The following is a 20,474-nucleotide window of genomic DNA, read 5'->3' on the forward strand; positions in this document are numbered from 1 at the left end:
GCCGCCATGCCGCCACACGCCACCCCGCCGCTGCTGCCGATGCAATGGAGCAGCGCCTACATCTCCTACTGGTTGCCGATGCAGCAAGAAGACGAGGTCACCTCCGGCTATTGCTGGTTCGACTATGCCCGCAACATTTGCCGCATCGACGGCCTGTTCAATCCCTGGTCGGAACAGGAGACAGGGCACCGGCTGTGGATGTCGGAAATCGGCGATGCCGGCCGCCAGCGCAGCCGCAAGCAGAAGGTCGCGTATGCCAGGGAAGCGTCGGCCAGCGGGGTGGAACTGCGCGACACCGTGCTGGCCGACGAGGTAACGCCGTTCCAGGCGCTGTTCCTGCCGCAGGCGATCCTGGTCGACGGCGCAGCGCGTCACGACGGCCGCCACACCGTGCTGGGCCAGGCGGCTGACGCCTGGGTGGTGGAGCGGCCAGGCAAGGCGCGTTCGGTGTTTTACCTCCAGGCCGGCGGCAACGGCTTGCTGCGCATGGTCACCGGCAACGATGCGCAGCATCAGTCGGTACGCGACTTTCCAAACTTTGTTGCCGGGGACATCGCGGACAGCGTATTCATGTCGGAAAAAAACGACGTGTCGTCCCGATAAGCGGCGAATCAGCCCGGCGCATCGACGTGCGCCGCCGGCTTTCCGGGGATGGCCTCGTTCGCCATCCTCGCCCCTCATTCCAGTTCCAGCAATTACTCTCAAAGGAATCCCCTATGCCGTTGCTTGTCTATATTCTCGGGTTGACGATTTTTTCGATCACGACATCCGAATTCATGGTGGCGGGCATGATGCCGTCGCTGGCCCGGGCGATGGGCGTGTCGTTGACGCAGATCGGCTATCTGATCTCGCTGTACGCCATTGGCATGGTCATCGGTGGCCCACTGACCACCGTCGCTTTGCTCAAGCTGCGCATACCGAATAAACAAGCCTTGCTGTGGATGCTGGGTTTGTACGCCATTGCCCAATCCATCGCGGCCTCGGCCGCCAACTACGACATCATGGCCATCGCACGGGTTGCCACGGGCGTAGCCGGCTCGGCCTGCTTTGGGATGTCGCTGGCAATCTGTGCCGACCAGGTCCGCCCTGAATCGCGCGGCCGCGCCGCGGCGGTCGTGATCGGGGGGCTGATGCTGGCCTCCGTCCTGGGCCTGCCAATGGCCACGCTCATCGACCAGCACATGGGGTGGCGCGCCAGCTTCTGGCTGGTGGTGGTGCTGGCGGCAGTGTGCATGGCGCTCATCGCCATCCTGGTGCCGCGCTCGAAGCCCGCCGACGCGGTCAGCCTCGGCGACGAACTGGGGGAGCTCAGGAATCCCCATCTCTGGACGGCCTATGCCAGCAGTGGACTGATCATCGGCGCGACCTTTGCGGCCTTCAGCTACTACACGCCAATCCTGACCGGGATTGCCGGTTTTCCGTCTTCCTCGATTCCGTGGCTGCTGGGTGTCTACGGCATCGCCAACGTGGTGGGCAATGGCTTGGTGGGCCGTTTTGCGGACCAGTACACCATTCCCATCATGGTCGGCGGCATGATGCTCCTGGGCGTCAGCCTGGCGCTGTTCGCCCTCTTCGCCGACAATCAAACGATCAGCGTTGCGATGCTGGTGGTCACCGGCCTGGTTGGCATGTCCATGAATCCCGCCATCATCGCGCGCGTGATGAAGACCGTGCATCCCGGGCCACTGGTCAACACCGTTCACACATCGGTCATCAACATCGGGCTGGGCGTCGGGTCGTGGATCGGCGGCCTGGGTATCGCCGCAGGCTGGGGCTTGCGCTCGCCGCTGTGGGTCGGTGTTGCGCTGTCACTCCTTGCACTGCTCAGCTTGCTGCCTTACCTCGGGCAAAAGTCGCGTGATGCGGGCAGGGTCGCGTTGACGGCTGGAAGGAACTAAGGACCTGGGATTGACCATGGCCACCCCATGGTCAAGCTTCAGCCGAAGCGCGCCTGGTAGTCGCTCGGCACCACGCCCAGCTGTGCGGCGAAGGCGCGGCGCAGATTGTACTCGTTGCCGAAGCCGCTCTGGCTGGCGGCGCGCTTGACCGTCATGCCGGGGCGTTCCAGCAGGCCGCATGCGGCTTCCATGCGCAGCCGCAGCAGCAGCTGCGCCGGCGACAGGCCGGCCGCCTGGCGCAGCCGGCGGTGCAGGGTCCGCACCGACAGCGCGCACGCGGCCGCCATCTGGTCGACGTCGATCTGCTGCCCCAGGCGCGGCCGCAGCCAGGCGACCAGCTGGCCATGCACGTCCTGCGGATCGGCCTGCGCCAACAGTTGGGAGCTGAACTGGCGCTGGCCGCCCGGCCGCTTGAAGAACACCACCATCCGCTTCGCCACCGCCAGGCTGGCCGCGCGGCCCTGGTCTTCCTCCACCAGACTGAGCGCCAGGTCCATGCCGGCGGCGATGCCGGCCGAGGTGTATACCGGGCCATCCTTGATATGGATCGCGTCGTCGTGCACCTCGATTGACGGAAATTGCGCTTGCAGCAAGGCCGCGTCCATCCAGTGCGTCACGGCGCGGCGGCCGTCGAGCAGGCCGGCGCGCGCCAGCACGAAGGCGCCGGTACACACCGCGCAGCAGCGCGCCACCCGGCCCGCCGCGCGTGCCACCCAGCGCACCATGGCTGCGTCATGCGCGCCGCCCGCCTGCGCCACGCCGCGTCCACCGGAGACGATCAGCGTCGCCCCGGCCAGGTTGCGCCCTGCCGCCGGCAGCGGCGCGGCCAGCACCGTCACGCCGCACGACGACGCCACCGGACCGCCGCCGGGCGCGATCATGCCGATCCGGTAAGGCTGCGGCAAGCCCGCGTCGCGTGCCTCGTCGTTGGCGCTGGCGAAGACCTGCGCGGGGCCGGTCGCGTCCAGGAGTACGAAGCCGGGAAACACCAGCAGCCAGATATCGATTGGTTTCATTTGGCAGATATTCCACTATGAATGTCATTTATGTCAATCCGCATCGTGCCATGATGGGCCTCTTGTTCAAGGAGGCAATATGACACGCACCATCGGTATCTATGTATTTGACGACGTCGAAGTACTCGATTTCACCGGTCCCTACGAAGTGTTCACCTGCGCCACCCGCGTCGCCGCGAAGATGATGCCGGACGCCGAAGCACCGTTCCGGGTGCGCACCGTCGGCGCCACGGCCGCGATGCTGCGCGCCCGGGCTGGACTGAGCGTGCTGCCGGAAGCCGATTTCGCCGGCGCCGGCAAGATCGATGTGCTGATCGTGCCGGGCGGCGTGGTCACGGCCGAAATGTCGAAGCCGGACGTGATCGCGTGGATCGCCGCCACCGCCAAAGCGTCGGAACTGACGGCGTCGGTCTGCACCGGCGCCATCCTGCTGGCGCAGGCCGGCCTGCTCGACGGGCAGGAGGCGACCACCCACTGGGAGGACGTGGCCGAACTGCGCGCAGCCTTCCCGCAGGTGCGGGTCCTGGCCGAACGGCGCTGGATCGACAACGGCGCCATCGTCACCTCCGGCGGCATTTCGGCCGGCATCGACATGTCGCTGCACCTGGTCGAACGGCTGGCGGGGCGCGAGCTGGCCGTGCGCACCGCGCGCCAGATGGACTACGACTGGAACGAGGGATGAGGATCGTACGCGGCAAGGACTACACGGGCTCGCGCGCCTGGGAGGCGCAGCTGATCGCCGCCATGCAAGACGCCACCGTGCGGCTGCACTGGACCGACCAGCCCTACCCCTGGCATGTCAACGATGGCGAGGAAGTCTTCGCGGTGCTCGATGGCGAAGTGACAATGCACTATCGGGAGGCTGGCCGCGAACTGGCGGCGCACCTGCGCGCCGGCGACATCTTCCACGCCGCTGCGGGCGACGCTCACAGCGCGCACCCGCAGGGACAGGCGCGCATTCTCGTCATCGAGCGCGCCGGCAGCGTTTAAGCGCCGGGCGGCGATCATCGGCGCGGCCTCGCCGCGCCCGCATGCCCCGGGCGCCGGCGTACTGGATTTTCAAGCAAGGTAGCCGTTTATGCATACCGTCTCTCCAGGGTGACATCCGCACGTTTGGATGGTGCAACTATTTGACACTGGCAACCCGGTCCCTGATACTGGAGAAACACATTTTGCCCCTACTGCGGTTGACTCGCGCAAGGCAGATACTCCGGGTCCAGACCGATGCGCAGCAGTCAAGGGGAATGGCGATCCTACCAACAGCAAGGTCCGGCCTCGCCGGTGCCTCCCTTTTCCATCGCGCGCGCCTCCTGGCGGGGCTGTGCGTCCTGTGGCTGACGATGGCGCCCGCTCAAGCTGGCGTGCCGCCGGTGCAGGCGTCCGCCACCAGCACGGGCGTTGCCGGAATATTGCCCAAGGCCCGGTTCAGCTATCGCAGCTACGGAGCCGAGCACGGCCTGAACAACGTGGGCGTGCTGCGCCTGATACAGGATCGTCAAGGCTTTATCTGGGCCGGCACCGAAGACGGCCTGTACCGCTACGACGGTTACCGCTTCGATGCCTTCGGCCTCAAGGAGGGTTTGCCGTCCACCGTGATGACGGCCCTGCTGGAAGACGGGTCCGGGGTGCTGTGGGCCGGCACGCACGGCGGCCTGGCCCGCTACGATGGGCACCGTTTCATGCCCGTCAAGGCCAGCTCGGGCTTGCCGGCGGTGTCGATCAGCGCTCTTGCCCACGGCAAGGCCGGCTTGTTCGCCGCCACGGCGCAAGGTCCGTACCGGGGCGACATCCGGTCCGGCTTCAGCCCGCTGGCGAACTGGCCCGGAGGAGAAGCCACCGCCATCCTGCAATCGAGAGCATCGCCATCCCTGTGGATCGGACGCTGGAACGGCGAAGCGCACATGCTGGCATGGCGCGATGGCCGGTGGCATGACATCCCGGTCCCGGAAGGCAAACCCGACGAGCGGGTCGACGCCCTGGCTGAAGATGGCGAGGGCCGGATCTGGGCCCGCACTCCCACCAGCCTGTGGCTGCTGCGCGCCGACGGCTCCCGCTTCGACCTGGCCGCCACCCCGATTCCCCTGGTCAGCAGCCGCGGCTACCTCGCCACGGGAAAACGGGGCGATCTGTATGTGTCGACCGATCACGGCTTGCTGCATCGCACAGGTGAGCAATGGGAGATCACGACGGGCAAAAATGGCTTGCCGGGCGCCCCCTGGCCGGTGCTGGAAGACCGCGAAGGGTCGCTATGGATTGGCTCGGTGGGCTTGCATCGCCTGCTCGGACGCGGCATCTTGCATGCCTACACCACCAGCGAAGGTTTGCCTTACGACGTGGTGTGGAACGTCTTCCGCGACCGCGACCAGCGTTTGACGGTCGGTACCAGCCACGGCCTGGCAGTGAGCGATGGCGCGCAGTTCCGCACCATCAAGGGAACGGAAGACAACATGATCCGCTCGATCGTCCAGGGGCCCGACGGCAGCATCTTCCTCGCCGGCGTGCCCGGCAACGAAATCCTGCGCTACTCCCCGTCGAGCGGCGCCCTGACGCGCCAGGTCATCAGCGCGGGCACGCCCGCCAAGCGGACCTTCCGCCTGCTCGCCGCGCGTGACGGCAGCGTGTGGGCCAGTACCGATGGTGCCGGCCTGTGGCGTGCCGATAGCGGCGCTGCGCAGCTGCATTTTGAACAAGTCGTGCTCCCGGGCGGCAGCGCCAGCGAATACATCAGCGACGTGCGCGAAGATACGCGCGGCCGCGTCTGGGTCGCCGCCCAGAACGGCCCGGCCGTGCTGGAAAACGGCACATGGCGCCGTTTTACAAGCAGCGACGGGCTCAGGGACAGTTCGGTAAGCTATATCGTCGCGCTGCGCAATGGCGATTTCCTGCTGCCCTACTTCGATCCGCTGGGCATGGCCAGGGTGCGCTACGAGAACGGCAAGCTGCACGTCCTGGAGCACTATGACGCTGCATCGGCCCAGTCGCCCGACAAGGTCTACCTGGCAGGCGAGGATGCGCTCGGCCGCATCTGGCTGGGCGGCGGCCAGGGCATCGACCTGCTGACCCCGCAAGGCAGCCGCCACTTCGGCGCGACCGAGGGACTGATCGGCGAAGATACGGCCGCCATGGCATTTCTTGCCGACAAAGATGGCGATACCTGGTTCGGCACCACGAAGGGCCTGGTACGCTTCGACCAGAAGGCGTTTGCCGCCCTGCCCGCCGACCAGCCATTGCGCACGACCTTGCTGCGTACCAGAATCGGCGGCATCGACTACCCGGCGGCCGCCCGAGAGGTGCGCGTGACGGCGGACAATACCTTTGAAGTGCGGTACACGGGCCTGAGCTTCGTGGGCGAAGGAAAAATCCAGTACCGGGAACGCCTGCTGGGCCGCGAAACCGCTTTTAATATCACCGACAGCCGTGACGCACGCTACTCCGGACTGGCGCACGGCAACTACCGCTTCGACGTGTCGGCACGCATCGGGCCGAACGGTGCCTGGGGTCCGGCCACCAGTTTCGCCTTCCAGGTGCTGCCCGCCTGGTGGCAGACATGGTGGCTGCGCGGCATCGCTGCGATCGGCACGCTGCTGCTGCTGATGCTCGGCTATCGCTGGCGTGTCGGCCGCATGCGGGACGAAAATGTGCGCCTCGAAAAGCTGGTGGCGGCCCGCACTGAGGCCCTGCAGCAAGCCAACGCCGCGTTGCAGGAATCAAGCATGCTGGACCCGCTGACGGGCTTGAAGAACCGGCGCTTCCTGAGCGTGCTGATGCCGGAAGAACTGGCGCACACCATGCGCCAGCAGCGCTCTCGGGAGCATGCGGCCGATGCCGGCGCCGCGCGCAATATCGACCTGTGCGTGTTCATCGTCGACCTCGATCATTTCAAAATGGTCAACGACGAACATGGCCACGCCGCCGGCGACAACGTGCTGCGCCAGGTGGCCGAGGTGATGCGGCATGCCTGCCGTGCCTCCGACGTGGTGGTACGCTGGGGCGGCGAGGAATTTCTGATCGTGGCCCGCAATACCGACCGCGACCATGCGCATCTGCTGGCCAGCCAGGTATGCCAGGCGGTGCGCTCCCACCAGTTCGACCTGGGCAATGGGGTCGTGCTGCACAAGAGCTGCTCGGTGGGATTCACCGCCTACCCGCTGCTGCCCGGCGCGCCGGAGCGTTTTGACTGGGAGCAAGCACTGGAACTGGCCGATCAATGCCTGTACGCGGCAAAGAACAGCGGCCGCGATGGCTGGGTAGGCTGCTTGCCGCAGCAGGCGCTTGGCGGTGAGCCCATGCAAACGCTGCCCCTGTTCGGCCCTTGCATCGTGCTCAGTTCATGGAACGACAACAGGCAGGTCAAGTGGCATTAAAAGGCTAGTGCAGAGCCCGCTTTGTACGGCTCGACAAACGCCGTGCTTCACTGCGCATTTACAACAAATTAGCATATTTTTAACGTTTGACCCACGATATGCATGCTTAATTAGCACTGTTCTCAGGATTTGAAATACATTGAGAGACCGAGCTCGGGCTTAACGAAATCGCTAACCTGACAGCTGGGACCCACTATAAAGGAGACACTACATGAGCATTCGCTTTCGTCGTTCCTTGTACGCACTGCTACCTACCATCGCCCTCTTCGCCTCGTTTTCCGAGGCGGCCGCCAGCACCATCAACCAGAACGCTTCATGGACCATCGACCGGGCTGGCACGTCCACCAAGTACCGCTCGGTGGCCTATGGGGACTCGATTTATGCCGGCTTCAACGGCTCCGTCACCAGCGCCGCCAAATACGCGGCACCGACGGTGAACGCGGAATATCTGTCAGCGCAGTGGGGCACGGACATCGAGAGCGTGCGCCGCACCAAGTCCGGTGCGATCGCCGAAGACGTGTACAACAATAAAATTGTGGCTGAACGCTCGTACATGCAAGCGAGCAACACGCGCGTCGTCACCTTCGAGATGTGCGGAAACGATGGCTTGCAGGCGCGCGCCAGCTTCAAGAGCCAGACCGGCACCTGCAATTACAGCCTACTGACTGCGGCGGAAAACAGCTGCAAGAAGTATGTCACGGCGGCGATGGACTACATCAATGCCAACGCCTATGCCGGCGTCAAGCTGAAGGTAGTTTCCAACCTGCACTACCCGGGCTATACGGTGGATGATGTGCAGAGCACCTGCAAGGATGCGACCACCGGTGCTACCGTGAAAATGCAAGACAAGTTCCTGCCCGCCCTCGCCAGGATGAACTTCATGATGTGCGACGTCGCGCGCCAAAAGGGTTTCCAGTGCGCCGACAACTTCGCCCAGTACATGGGAGCCGACTACGATAGCAACGGCGACGGCCAGATCGACGCCGTGGCGCTACGCTATGTGACCGGCGAGAGCGAAACAAGCTATGTCACCCGCCTCACATCGGCACTGCGCTCGACCATCCGCGACGCCAACACGCACTTCGTGTCGTCCAGCAGCAGCTACGACTACATCCAGTCGGACGACACCCACCCGACCTACAACGGCAGCACCTTCAGCTCCGGCCTGTTCGGCAGCACCACCGGCAGCGGCGCGCCGCGCTACACCACTTTTAGCGGCGGCAAGAGCCCGATCTGGAATCAGTACGGCCATGAGCGCATCGGCTGGGCGGTATCGACCTACAATCCGGCCACGCCGTAACGGCCAGGCGCCGATCCTTGGATACGCCTCCGCGTTCCAGGCCGGCAGCGGCCGGCAGCGAGAAGAGCGCCGCCGGCCATGCCTGGGGGCCATCCCGGGGCCGCATTGTCATCGCGGTGCTGCTCTGCATCGCCGGCGGCGCCCTGCTGGCGCTGCTGTGGATGCCATCGCGCACCGGGACCGACGTCGCCGCCACGCCGGCGCCGCCGCCTGCGCAGGCAATCCCGCCGGCGCAGGCCGCTACCCCGGCCACCGTGCCCGCCACGCCGGACAATCTCCTGCGCAAAGAGCAGGCGCGTGCGCCCGAGGGCGACGCCGATCCCACGCCCGACCTCAAAAGCTACGTGGCGCGCGGCGAGAATCCCAGCATGGCCGAGGTCATCAAGCGTCTTCACGAGCGCGGCATCCACTCCGGCCTGGGCGCCTTTTCGCCGCCGGGAACCAGTCCGCCCCTGGTCGGGCTCGCGGTGCCCGAGGACTTTGTTTTGCCGAAGGGCTATGTGCGCCACCACCAGGCGACCGATGACGGCCAGCGCATCGAAGCGGTCCTGATGTTCGCTCCCGGCTTCGAATTGCTGGACGCCGCCGGCAAGCCCGTCGCCATGCCCAAAAACGGCATCGTGCCGCCCGAACTGGCGCCGCCCGGCTTGCCGATCCGGCGTATCGTCATCCCCCCGGCAATCGAACAGACGCGGCAAGGCCGCTGAACACCATGATCCTATTTTCCAACGCGACAGTACGCACCGCGGGGGCCATCCTCGCCAGTGGCGCCATGGTGGCGCTGTATGCGCGCGGCGGCGCCGCCTGGCTGCTAAGTTTCGTGCTGCTGGTGCCGTGGCTGCGCACCCTCGACAGCAGCCCCACGCTGGCCGCGACGCTGCTGCGCGCCTACCTCATGACGCTGGCCTTCACGGCGGCCGCTTTCGCCTGGTTCGGCATCGCGCTCGGGCTGTATGCGCAGGTCGGTGCGGCCACCGGGGTGGCGCTGCTGCTGCTCGCCGCGCCGCTGTTCCAGCCACAATTTCTGGTCTTCGCGCTGGTCCGCCACATCACGACGCATCGCTACGGCGCCGTGCTGGGCGCGCTGGCGGGCGCGGCGGCGTGGGCAGCGACACAGCGGCTGATGCCCGGTCTGCTCGGCGACACACTAGGTCACGGCCTCTATCCCTCCCGCTTGCTGCGCCAGGGCGCCGATGTGGGCGGCACGGCCGGCTTGACCGTTCTGCTACTGCTAGCCAACGAAGGTCTTGCGGCGGCGCTGGCGCGGCGCGCCGGCGGCATGCGTGCGATTGCCAGGCCACTCGCCCTGGCCGCGCTGGTGCCCGTGCTCCTGGCCGGCTACGGCCTGGCGGTGCTGTCCGCCAGCCCCGGCCCGGCGGGCAAGCCGCTGCGCATGGGATTGATACAGTCGAACATCGTCGCCTACGACCGCCAGCGCCAGGAAAAGGGCACGCACGCGGTGGTGCGCGAGGTGCTCGATACGCACTTCGCAATGAGCTACGACGCTGTCGTACGCCAGCATGCGGATGCGGTGATGTGGCCGGAGACGGCTTACCCCACCACCTTCGGCCATCCCAAGAGCGACGCCGGTGCCGAATTCGACCGTGAAATCTTGTCCATCGTCAATGCAGCCGGCGTGCCGTTCATCTTCGGCACCTACGATCGCGACAGCGCTGGCGAATACAACGCGGCCGCGTTCGTGCAGCCCGGCAGCGGCCTGATGGGCTTCTATCGCAAGACGCGCCTGTTTCCACTCACCGAGTACGTTCCGGAATGGCTGGACGGACCGCTCTTGCGGCGCCTGCTGCCGTGGACCGGCGACTGGCGGCCAGGCAATGGCGCACGTGTGTTCCCATTGCGCCTGGGCGACGGGCGCGAGATCCCGGTGCTGCCCCTGATCTGCCTCGACGATGTCGATACCGGCCTGGCCATCGACGGCGCGCGGCTGGGCGCGCAAGCCATCCTCACCATGTCGAACGATTCCTGGTTTACGGTCAGCCCGCTGGGTGCGGAAATGCACCAGATCGCGGCGGCATTTCGCAGCATTGAAACGCGCCTGCCGCAATTTCGCGCCACCACCAACGGCTTCAGCGCCGCCATCGACGCCACCGGCAGCGTGCTGGCAGGCACGCGCATGGGCGAACGCACCCTGGTGATCGCCGACGTGCCGGTGCGCATCCCGGGGCGCACCCTGATGGTAATCTGGGGCGACTGGGTCGGGCTCGCCGCCGGCGCCTTCCTGGTGCTGCTGGCGGCATGGTCGGCCCTGCCATCGTGGCGCCCCGGCGCCGTGCAGGTTCCGGCATCGGCGGGCGTGGCCATGCTGGAGCCGGTCGATGTCGCCGTGTTGCCGCCCAACGCCCGGCTCGTGGCCGGCGCCCTGCATGTGTTCGCGCGCGCCAGCCTGCTCTGGATGGGGATGGCGATGCTGCTCGACGACGCGCTGCGGACCAATACGCTGGCGCAAGTCCGACTATTCACCGCATTCTTCCTTGCCCCTTGCGCCGCCTCGTGGTGCGTGCTGTTCCTCTTTTCGGCGAAGGCATCGATTGCCCATGGCAGCCTGGTCTTGAAACGCGACGCGCACCGCATCGACATCGCGCTGCGCGACGTCGCCGGGGTAAGGCCGTGGCGCCTGCCGATTCCCTGCCCGGGGATTTCCTTGCAGCTCGCATGCGGCCGGCGCTACGCCCTTGCGCTGGCCAATCCAGGCGTGCTTGCAGGCGCGCTGGGAGCCGCCGGCTGCTCGCCGCTTCAGGAGACCACGCGCACGCGCGCGGCGATGCAGGCTTATGCCCGAGCCGGCCTGGCAATCCGGCGCTCGCGCCTCGATCATCCGTTTGCCAAGTTCGTCCTGCTCCCGCTCGCGCTGGCGCTGCCCGCGTTCCACCTGCATCAGCATATTTCCTATGGCAGCGCTTTCGGCGAATACTACAGTTTTGGCCTGAAGGCTTACCTCACCGCCTTCGCGCTGTGGTGGGCCGCATGGTCGATCGGTGTGGTCCTGAGCGAGGCGCTGCTGCGCTCGGCGATTGAAGCCGGAACGCTGCTGGCGGCGTGCTTGCGCCCAGCGCGCGCCATCGATGTCCGGCAACGGCTCGAACGCGGTGGCCACTTTGCCCTTTTTCTCGGCCTGCCGGCATGGCTGCTGCTGACCATCCTCCGCGCATAAAGAAACATCCTGTTTCGCTTCCCATCGTTAATAACATCGTGCGCCGCGTTCGCGCGTCCACGATGCTGCCCGCCTGGCACCCACGCAGCGGAACATCGCCGGTCTTATCGTGCGTAAAGGACCGCAAGCGCCTGGCTGTGTGGTTAACGGCACATCGGCATTGACCGCGTCGTCCGCCGATCACCAGCCTTGCGTTTTTCGTGCATCCAAGGGCCGGATACCGACCATATTGTGACAAGGACGCCGCAGTGACAATGTGCGTGTTTTCGCGCGCTGCACGCTACTAATCTTGGCTTGCGATCCTGCCACGGCACGCACAGCGGCATGCGATCCCGGCGCCAGATCGGGCCACCATTAACGAGTACAAACGCGATCGGAGGCGATGGTGCAAAACCCTCGTGAAACAAGCCGTTCAGCAAGTGTGCAAGGCGAAACCACAAGCCCGTCGGGGCAAACTTCACCCGGGCAGAGCCAGTCCGGACCGCCGTCCATTTCCCTGCCCAAAGGCGGCGGCGCAATCAGCGGGATCGGCGAGAAGTTCTCCGCCAATCCCGCCACTGGCACCGGATCGATGTCGGTGCCGGTGGCCACCAGCCCGGGGCGCAGCGGTTTCGGTCCCCAGCTCTCGCTCGGGTACGACTCCGGCAGCGGCAACAGCGCCTTCGGTTTCGGCTGGAACCTGTCCCTGTCCGCCATCACCCGCAAGACCAGCAAAGGCTTGCCCCGCTACGACGACGCCGACGAGTCGGACGTGTTCATCCTCGCCGGCGCCGAGGACCTGGTGCCGCTACTCGGGTCCGACGGCCGCCGCCAGCAGGACTGCGACAGCGTCCCCGGCTATACCCTGCAGAGCTACCGGCCGCGCGTCGAGGGCTTGTTCGCGCGCATCGAACGCTGGACCCGGCGCGCCGACGGCGACATGCACTGGCGCATCTGGTCCAAGGACAACATCCTCACCATCTACGGCCTGGACGACGACTCCCGCATCGCCGATTCCCCCTGCGGCGGCCCGCAACGCGTGTTCAGCTGGCTGCTTTGCCAGACGCGCGACGACAAGGGCAACGCCATCGTCCACGAATACAAGGCTGAAGACGGCACCGGCATCGACCTCGACCAGGCGCACGAACGCAATCGCGGCCCGCGCGAAGGCGCTGACCGGAGCGCCAACCGCTACCTGAAACGCATCCTCTACGGCAACCGCAGCCCGCTGCTGGTCGCCGGTGCCCGCCCGGCCGCGCTGCCCGACATCGATCCGGACTGGATGTTCGAGGTGGTGTTCGACTATGGCGAGCATGACGCCGACGCCCCCGGGCCGCGCGACGACAGCGCCAGGGATCCGGGCGGCGCCCTGCTCCACCCGTGGCCGGCGCGTCCCGATCCCTTCTCCAGCTATCGCGCCGGGTTCGAGGTGCGCACCGCGCGCCTGTGCCGGCGGGTGCTGATGTTCCACCATTTTCCGTGCGAGCCGGAGGTCGGGCGCGATTGCCTGGTGCGCTCCACCGACTTGTGCCACGCGCGCGCACCGGACCGGCATGCCGGCGCGGCCTACAGCTTCCTGCAAGCGGTCACCCAGAGCGGCTACCGGCGCTGCGGCGACGGCTATGCGCGCAGCAGCGTGCCGCCGGTCGAGTTCGGATATACCAGGCCCGTGGTCCAGGAGACGGTGGAAGAAGTCGATGCCGACAGCCTGGCCAATTTGCCGGCTGGTGTCGATGGCAGCGCCTATCGCTGGGCCGACCTGCATGGCGAAGGCGTGCCGGGCATCCTCACCGAGCAGGGTGGATTGTGGTACTACACACGCAACATCAGCCCCCTGGCCGGGCGCGCGCGGTTTGCGCCGCTCGAAGCGGTCAGGCTGCGGCCGAATGTGTCGCTCGCCGGCGGCGTGGAATTGCTCGACCTGGCCGGCGACGGCCGCACCGACGTGGTGGTCATGGAAGGCCCCATGCCGGGTTTGTACGAGCACGACGATGGCGAAGGCTGGCAAGCCTTCAAACCCTTCCGCGCGCCCCTGAACCTGTCATCGCGCGATCCCAACCTGCGCTTTATCGACCTTGACGGCGACGGCCGCGCCGATGTGATGATCGCCGAAGACGACGCCCTGGTCTGGCACCCTTCCCTGGGCGAGGACGGCTTCGGCCCGGCGCGCCGCGTGTTCCCGGCGCTGGACGAGGAAAAAGGCCCGCGCGTGGTCTTCGCCGATGCCAGCGAATCGATCCACCTGGCCGACCTGTCCGGCGACGGCCTGGCGGACATCGTACGCTTGCGCAGCGGCGAGGTGTGCTATTGGCCGAACCTCGGCTTCGGCCGTTTCGGCGCCAAGGTCACCATGGACAATCCGCCATGGTTCGACCATGCGGGCCAGTTCGACCACCGGCGCGTCCGCCTGGCCGATATCGATGGCAGCGGCACCGCCGACATCATCTACCTGCACAGCGAGGGCGTGCGCCTGTATTTCAACCAGTCGGGCAACGCCTGGAGCCAGGCGCATCACATGCGGGTATTCCCGCGCGTCGACGACCTGGTCAACATCGCGGCGGTCGACCTGCTCGGCAACGGCACCATCTGCCTGGTCTGGTCCTCGCCCTGCTGGTGCGGACCGACAACAACCTGGGCGCCGAAACCATCCTCGACTACGCCACGTCGACCCGCTTCTACCTCCAGGACAAGCGCGACGGCAAGCCCTGGCTCACCCGCCTGCCGTTTCCGGTGCATGTGGTCGAGCGCGTCGAAACCTGGGACCATATCAGCCGCAGCCGCTTCGTCAGCCGCTACGCCTACCACCACGGCTACTTCGATGGTGAAGAGCGCGAATTTCGCGGCTTCGGCATGGTGGAACAGTGGGACACGGAGGAATTCGGCACGCTGGCGGACTGCGCGGTCGCGGCCGACAACGTTGCCGAGGCATCGCATGTGCCGCCAATCCATACCAAGACCTGGTTCCATACCGGCGCCTGGCTGGGGCGCGATCGGATAGCGGACTGCTTCGACGACCCGCCGAACACGCGCGGCCGTGGCGAGTACTTCCGCGAACCAGGACTGAGCGAGCGCGAGGCGCGCGCCCTGCTGCTGCCGGACACGCCACTGCCGGCCGGCCTGACCCTGGACGAGGAGCGCGAAGCGAGCCGCGCCCTGGCTGGCGCGATGCTGCGCCAGGAAGTTTACGCCGACGACGCCGGTCCCGGCGCCGCGCCATGGCAAGCGGCGCGCGCCTGCACGCCGTACACCGTCACCGAACAGAATTTCCATGTCCGGCTGCTGCAAGGCGGGGGCTGCAACCGGCACGCGGTGTTCCTCACGCATGCCAATGAAGCGCTCAACTACCACTACGAACGCAATCCGGCCGATCCGCGCATCGGGCACGCGCTGACGCTGGAAGTGGATGCCTGGGGCAACGTGCTCAAGCAAGCCGCGATCGGCTACGGACGCCGCCGCGAGGTGCGCGCCATCGACCGCCACGGCAAGGTCTGCGACATCGCCAACCCCGGCTTCGCCGGGCTCGACGCGGCCGACCAGGCCAGGCAGACCACCGCGCTGCTCACCTATACCGAGAACCGCTTCACCAACGCCGTCGAATCGACCGACATGCGGCGTCTGCCACAGCCCAGCGAGTCGATTACCTTCGAGCTGACCGGCTACCCGGCCAGCGGGCCAGCCGGACGCTACCAGGCAGCGGACTTCGTTGATGCCGACCCCGCTTGTCCCGGCGGCCTGCGCCACCGTTTCACGGCGCCGCAAGTGGCCTACGAAGACCTTGCCACCGGTTGCCGGCGCCGCCGTGCCATCGAGGCGCTGCGCACGCTCTACCGGCGCGACGACCTGTGCGGCCTGCTGCCGCTCGGCGAACTGCAAGCGCGCGCCTTGCCCGGCGAGAGCTACAAGCTGGCGTTCACCCCGGGCCTGCTGGCAAGCGTGTTCCAGCGTCCCTGCGCGGGGCAAGCGGGCCGAGCCCTGCTGCCCGATCCGGCTTCGGTGCTCGGGGGCCAGGGCGGCGACCAGGGCGGCTACGTGGCAAGCCAGACGCTCAAGGCGGACGGCCTGTTCCCCGCCTGCGATGCGGACGACCACTGGTGGATACCGTCGGGCCGCTCTTTCTTCGGCGGCGATGCCGGCGCCGGCGCAACGGACGAAATGGCGCACGCCCGCCAGCATTTCTATTTGCCGCGGCGCTACCGCGATGCCTTTGGCCAGGACACCTTCGTCGATTACGACAAGTACGACCTGCTGACGCGCGAAACGCGCGACGCGCTCGGCAACCGCATCACGGTGGAAGCCAACGATTACCGGGTTCTCAAGCCGCGCCTGGTGAGCGACCCGAATCGCAACCAAAGCGAAGTGGCTTACGACACGCTCGGCCTGGTCGCCGGCAGCGCCGTCATGGGCAAGCCGCTGCCCTGCCCGGTCGAAGGCGACAGCCTGGCCGGCTTCGTTGCCGACCTGAGCGACGCGGAGCGCGACGCCTTCTTCACCGCCGCCGACCCGCGCGCGATGACGCCGATCCTGCTGCGCGACGCCACCACCCGCGTCGTGTACGACCTGCATCGTTTCCGCCGCAGCCGCGAGGCCGATCCGGGCGACCCAACCCGCTGGCAGCCGGCCTGGGCCGCGACGCTGATGCGCGAGACCCACGCCAGCGCGCCGCTGCCGCCCCATGGGCTGAGAATACAGCTCGGCTTTTCCTACTCCGACGGTTTCGGGCGCGAGATCCAGAAGAAAAACCAGGCCGAACCCGGGCCGCTGCTTGCGGGCGGCTGCACGGTCAATCCGCGCTGGGTCGGCAGCGGCTGGACCATCTTCAACAACAAGGGCAAGCCGGTACGCCAGTACGAGCCGTTTTTCAGCGCCACCCACGCCTTCGAATACGGGGTGCAGGCGGGCGTCAGCCCGGTCCTGTTCTACGACCCGGCCGGGCGCGTGGTGGCCACGCTATACCCGAACCACACCTACGACAAGGTGCTGTTCGACCCGTGGCGGCAAACCAGCTACGACGTCAACGACACCTGCGCCCCGCGCAACGCCCAGAGCGGCGATCCGCGCACCGACCCCGACATCGCCGGCTATGTGGAGCGGCATTTCGCGGCCATGGGGACCGACGCGCAGGACTGGCGCACCTGGCACGCCGAACGCATCGGCGGCGCGCTCGGTCCCCACGAACGGGTGGCGGCCGAGCGCGCCGCCGCCCATGCCGACACGCCGACAACGGCCCATGCCGATGCCCTTGGCCGCACCGTGCTGACGGTCACGCACAACCGGGTGGTGTGTAGCGGCCACGTTTTGGACGGCACCGAAGAGTGGGTTGCCACTCGGGTCGAACTGGATATCGAAGGCAACCAGCGCGCTGTGCTCGACGAACGCAAGCTGCCTATCGATTACGTACCGGTGGGGCCCACCGAGCAGCGCGTCGTCATGCGCTACGTCTACGATATGCTCGGCAACCGCATCCACCAGCTCAGCATGGACGCCGGCGCGCGCTGGATGCTGAACGACGTCGTGGGCAAGCCCATCCGCGCGTGGGACAGTCGCGGCCACAATTTCACCACCGCCTACGATGCGCTGCGCCGCCCGATCCGGCAGACCGTGGCCGGCAGCACTGCAGATAGCGACCCATGCACATTGCACCGTACCATCGTGGTCGACAAGATCGACTACGGCGAAAGCATGCCCAACGCCGAAGCGCTCAACCTGCGCACCCGTGTCCTGCGGCACTTCGACTCGGCTGGGGTAGCCATCAATGCGGGTGTCGATACTGCGGGTACTCCGGTCGAGGCTTACGACTTCAAAGGTAACCTGTTGCGTGGCACGCGTCGGCTGGCTGGCGACTATACCTGCATTCCCGACTGGGGACTCGCTCCGCAACTGGACACCGAAAGCTTCGAAAGCAGCACCCGTTACGACGCACTCAACCGGCCAATCCAGTCCATCGCGCCACACAGCAGCTTGGCCCATACGGGACTCAATGTGATTCAGTCGGTGTTCAACGACGCCAACCTGCTGGAGCGGATGGATGTATGGCTGGAACACGGGGCTGAACCCCTGGCGCTACTGGACCCGGAATGCGTAGCCCCGTCACCGGTGGGCGTGGCAAACATCGACTACGATGCAAAAGGACAGCGTCAATGCATCTACTACAAGAACGGTGCCGCTACCCGCTATAAGTACGACACGCTCACCTTCCGGCTCACGCAACTGGTTACGCGACGCAGCGCGGTCGACTTTCCTGCCGATGAGGCGCAAAGTGTCTGCGGCTGGCCGGGCAGGCAGTTGCAGAACCTGCACTACACCTACGATCCAGCCGGCAATATCACCCACCTGCAGGACGATGCGCAGCAGGCCGTCTACTTCAGGAATCGGCGCGTCGAACCGAGCAACGACTATGTTTACGATGCGCTGTACCGCGTGATTCAGGCCTGCGGCCGCGAGCACCTCGGGCAGACCGGGGGCGAACCCAATCCGCCGACTGCGCCCGGCGCGCATAACGCTTTCCACACCCGGCTCAGTCACCCCAGCGACGGCAACGCGATGGGAGCGTACACGGAGCGCTACGTGTACGACGCCGTAGGCAATTTCCTGCAGATGCAGCATCGCGGCAGCGCCCCGTCACATGCGGGCTGGACGCGGGCTTACGACTACCTTGAACCGAACGCGATCGAGAGCGCTGTTGGCTTGACGCTAAAAACCAGCAACCGCCTGACCGCTACCCGGCTAAAACCGAATGGCACCCACCCGCCCCGGATCGAGCCTTACCAGTTCGACACTCACGGTAATATGATGCGCATGCCCCACTTGGGCGGTCACCTGCCGGGGCCGAACATGCACTGGGATTACAAGGACCAGTTGCACCAGACCGACTTGGGCGGCGGTGTGGCCCACTACGTTTATGACGCCTCCGGCCAGCGCGTGCGCAAGGTGTGGAAGAAGGCGCCCGGCCTCACCGAAGAGCGCATCTACCTCGGCGGCTTCGAGATCTACCGCCGCAACAACGGCGCAATTGGCGCCACTACCGCCACGCTGGAACGCGAAACGCTGCATTTGATGGCCGGCAAGCAGAGCATCGCCCTGGTAGAAACACGCACACGCGATACAGCGGGAAACGACGCGGCGCCACGGCAACTGATTCGCAATCAGTTCGGCAACCATCTCAGCTCGTCCAGCCTGGAGTTGGATGAGCACGCGCAGATTATTTCCTATGAAGAATATGCTCCATACGGCAGTTCGACCTATCAGTCTGTGCGCTGCCAGATGGAGACGGCGAAGCGGTATCGGTATACAGGCAAAGAGCGGGATGCGGAAAGTGGGTTGTACTACCATGGGGCGAGGTATTACGCCGCATGGCTCGGGCGATGGACCGCGTGCGATAGGGCCGGGCTCATCGACGGGCCAAACTTATATGAATTCGTTTTGTGTAATCCTGTTAAAAGAAACGATCCTTCTGGAAATCAAGGGAACGCCCCCCAAGAATTCATGCTAGGAATGATGTGGTCCCAGATGGGGCGCGAAGTTAAGGCGATGATTGAAGGAGTCTTTGGCGGGCATGCCTACGTAGACCCAGCTCGAAATAGGCTCGATTACTCAGGTCCGTCTGGAGGTGTTGGCGGAGTTGTCGGTGGGGTCATACGGGCTGGGACTTTGCGAGCTGTCCCGATCGAGGAGCGTCCGTCGCCAAGCAGCTTAACTGGCATGGAAATAGGCGCTGGTCTCGTTCCGGTATTGGATCCCGGCGCCCGTCTTGTAACGGGTACCACCGTAACTGGTCTGGATACGAGTCGCGGGTGGGCCGCATTGCAGCTAGCGGTGGACGTTCTTCCATTCGCTCTTGAAGCGCATGCCATGACGGTGGAAACTCGCACCATGGCGGCGGCCGCCGAAGGCGCGAACTCATCAGTAAGCCTGGCCTTTAGGCCTGGGAGACCAATCGGACACAACATGGTCGGCGTCAATACTGGGGCGGGTACCGAATGGTCCCACTTGGTCGTTGGAAGCCCCGCCGGCCCAACTTCTGGATCCGGAAGACCGATCATTGTCACCGGCGGCGATGCCTTTGTGACGGTTCCGAGGGGAGGAGCCCCTGGCTCCGGGTATATCACTGTCGATATACCTGTCACTCAAGCCGATGCTGCTCGAGCAGCGCAAGTCGCACACGCCCAAATCGAAGTAGAAAGGGTCGGGTCCTATGGCCTCTTCCGGCAGGACTGTACAACATACGCATGTAGCATATTACAAGCAGCGGGTGTGCCAATGCCGCGCGTGTCAACTCCGGCGTTAAACGCAGTCGCGGCTGCAATGCATGCGCCTTCCGCCGTCGGTCCGCTAAGAATAGCTGCCGTTGGAGCGGCAGCCTTCTCGACTGGCATGCGCGTGACAGCACTTGAAGAGAAGCTGCAGGCGTCGCTCCCGTCTGAACACGGGACAGCGCTTGAAGACAGGCTGCGAATGTCACTCCCATCTGAACATTGAATAAAGATCGGTCGGACCAAGAATATGGCGAAATCCAAGAACCCTTGTTCGATGAAGGAACTGTCGATGAACTCCGCTCCCCATAAATCCTTCTTGGGCCTAACGGATGCCTTGCCTATCATCCTGCCGCGCGGTTTGCTCATCTTTCTGCTGCCGGAGGAAGTGCGCAAGGTCGTACTGATGCGCAACGTAATCAGCCTGAGCAATGTGAGTTGGACTCCCAACTAAAAAATTAGACATCGCCCAGAAGGGAGTCGTCCACGAAGACGA

11 protein-coding genes and 1 pseudogene are annotated in these 20,474 nt (G+C 65.7%); 11 read left to right on the forward strand and 1 reads right to left on the reverse strand.

Annotated features, from left to right (window positions below; translation table 11 throughout):
- Nucleotides 1-6: 6 nt before the first annotated feature.
- Nucleotides 7-603, forward strand: a complete 597-nt coding sequence (vioE, locus tag F2P44_RS19600; RefSeq protein WP_167088736.1) for a violacein biosynthesis enzyme VioE — start codon at nt 7-9, stop codon at nt 601-603.
- A gap of 113 nt (nt 604-716) precedes the next feature.
- The gene (locus tag F2P44_RS19605; protein ID WP_167088737.1) at nt 717-1,898 is read left to right on the forward strand and encodes an MFS transporter; all 1,182 of its coding nucleotides are present in this window, start codon (nt 717-719) and stop codon (nt 1,896-1,898) included.
- Between the two features lie 38 nt (nt 1,899-1,936).
- Here the strand turns inward: F2P44_RS19605 and F2P44_RS19610 are convergent, their stop codons facing one another.
- A complete protein-coding gene (locus tag F2P44_RS19610; RefSeq protein ID WP_167088738.1) occupies nt 1,937-2,914 on the reverse strand; it encodes a GlxA family transcriptional regulator in 978 nt (325 codons plus the stop codon).
- A 79-nt stretch (nt 2,915-2,993) separates the two neighbouring features.
- On the opposite strand from F2P44_RS19610, the gene F2P44_RS19615 reads away from it, so the two are divergent.
- The 9 genes and pseudogenes from F2P44_RS19615 (at nt 2,994) to F2P44_RS19650 (ending at nt 20,432) form a co-directional block, all read left to right on the forward strand.
- Entirely contained in the window at nt 2,994-3,596 is a 603-nt protein-coding gene (locus F2P44_RS19615) for a DJ-1/PfpI family protein (RefSeq protein WP_167088739.1), read from the forward strand.
- On the forward strand, nt 3,593-3,904 hold the full coding sequence (locus tag F2P44_RS19620) for a cupin domain-containing protein (protein WP_167088740.1): 312 nt from the start codon (nt 3,593-3,595) through the stop codon (nt 3,902-3,904). The genes F2P44_RS19615 and F2P44_RS19620 overlap by 4 nt, the downstream gene beginning before the upstream one ends.
- A 350-nt stretch (nt 3,905-4,254) precedes the next feature.
- Entirely contained in the window at nt 4,255-7,278 is a 3,024-nt protein-coding gene (locus F2P44_RS19625; protein WP_167088741.1) for a ligand-binding sensor domain-containing diguanylate cyclase, read from the forward strand.
- A gap of 211 nt (nt 7,279-7,489) precedes the next feature.
- The gene (locus tag F2P44_RS19630; RefSeq protein WP_167088742.1) at nt 7,490-8,578 is read left to right on the forward strand and encodes an SGNH/GDSL hydrolase family protein; all 1,089 of its coding nucleotides are present in this window, start codon (nt 7,490-7,492) and stop codon (nt 8,576-8,578) included.
- Between the two features lie 17 nt (nt 8,579-8,595).
- Nucleotides 8,596-9,285, forward strand: a complete 690-nt coding sequence (locus tag F2P44_RS19635) for a hypothetical protein (protein WP_229423633.1) — start codon at nt 8,596-8,598, stop codon at nt 9,283-9,285.
- Between the two features lie 5 nt (nt 9,286-9,290).
- Complete coding sequence (gene lnt / locus F2P44_RS19640; protein ID WP_167088743.1) at nt 9,291-11,750, forward strand: apolipoprotein N-acyltransferase; 2,460 nt, start codon at nt 9,291-9,293, stop codon at nt 11,748-11,750.
- Nucleotides 11,751-12,321: 571 nt separating this feature from the next.
- Nucleotides 12,322-13,950 (forward strand): annotated as a pseudogene (locus F2P44_RS36610) (SpvB/TcaC N-terminal domain-containing protein); the annotation flags it as partial.
- 392 nt (nt 13,951-14,342) lie between these two features.
- Entirely contained in the window at nt 14,343-20,204 is a 5,862-nt protein-coding gene (locus F2P44_RS19645; RefSeq protein ID WP_223165062.1) for a toxin TcdB middle/C-terminal domain-containing protein, read from the forward strand.
- 24 nt (nt 20,205-20,228) lie between these two features.
- Nucleotides 20,229-20,432, forward strand: coding sequence for a hypothetical protein (locus F2P44_RS19650; RefSeq protein ID WP_167088744.1), 204 nt, complete (start codon nt 20,229-20,231; stop codon nt 20,430-20,432).
- The last annotated feature ends 42 nt before the right edge of the window (nt 20,433-20,474 follow it).

Origin of the sequence: Massilia frigida (assembly GCF_011682175.1) — a bacterium.
GTDB lineage: Bacteria > Pseudomonadota > Gammaproteobacteria > Burkholderiales > Burkholderiaceae_D > Telluria_A > Telluria_A frigida.

Excerpts from the sequence above, each read along its gene's own strand:
- lnt (WP_167088743.1), top strand. The coding sequence starts at position 9,291 with ATGATCCTATTTTCCAACGCGACAGTACGCACCGCGGGGGCCATCCTC.
- vioE (WP_167088736.1), top strand. The coding sequence starts at position 7 with ATGCCGCCACACGCCACCCCGCCGCTGCTGCCGATGCAATGGAGCAGC.
- F2P44_RS19630 (WP_167088742.1), top strand. The coding sequence starts at position 7,490 with ATGAGCATTCGCTTTCGTCGTTCCTTGTACGCACTGCTACCTACCATC.
- F2P44_RS19615 (WP_167088739.1), top strand. The coding sequence starts at position 2,994 with ATGACACGCACCATCGGTATCTATGTATTTGACGACGTCGAAGTACTC.
- F2P44_RS19620 (WP_167088740.1), top strand. The coding sequence starts at position 3,593 with ATGAGGATCGTACGCGGCAAGGACTACACGGGCTCGCGCGCCTGGGAG.
- F2P44_RS19605 (WP_167088737.1), top strand. The coding sequence starts at position 717 with ATGCCGTTGCTTGTCTATATTCTCGGGTTGACGATTTTTTCGATCACG.
- F2P44_RS19625 (WP_167088741.1), top strand. The coding sequence starts at position 4,255 with ATGGCGCCCGCTCAAGCTGGCGTGCCGCCGGTGCAGGCGTCCGCCACC.
- F2P44_RS19610 (WP_167088738.1), bottom strand. The coding sequence starts at position 2,914 with ATGAAACCAATCGATATCTGGCTGCTGGTGTTTCCCGGCTTCGTACTC.
- F2P44_RS19650 (WP_167088744.1), top strand. The coding sequence starts at position 20,229 with ATGGCGAAATCCAAGAACCCTTGTTCGATGAAGGAACTGTCGATGAAC.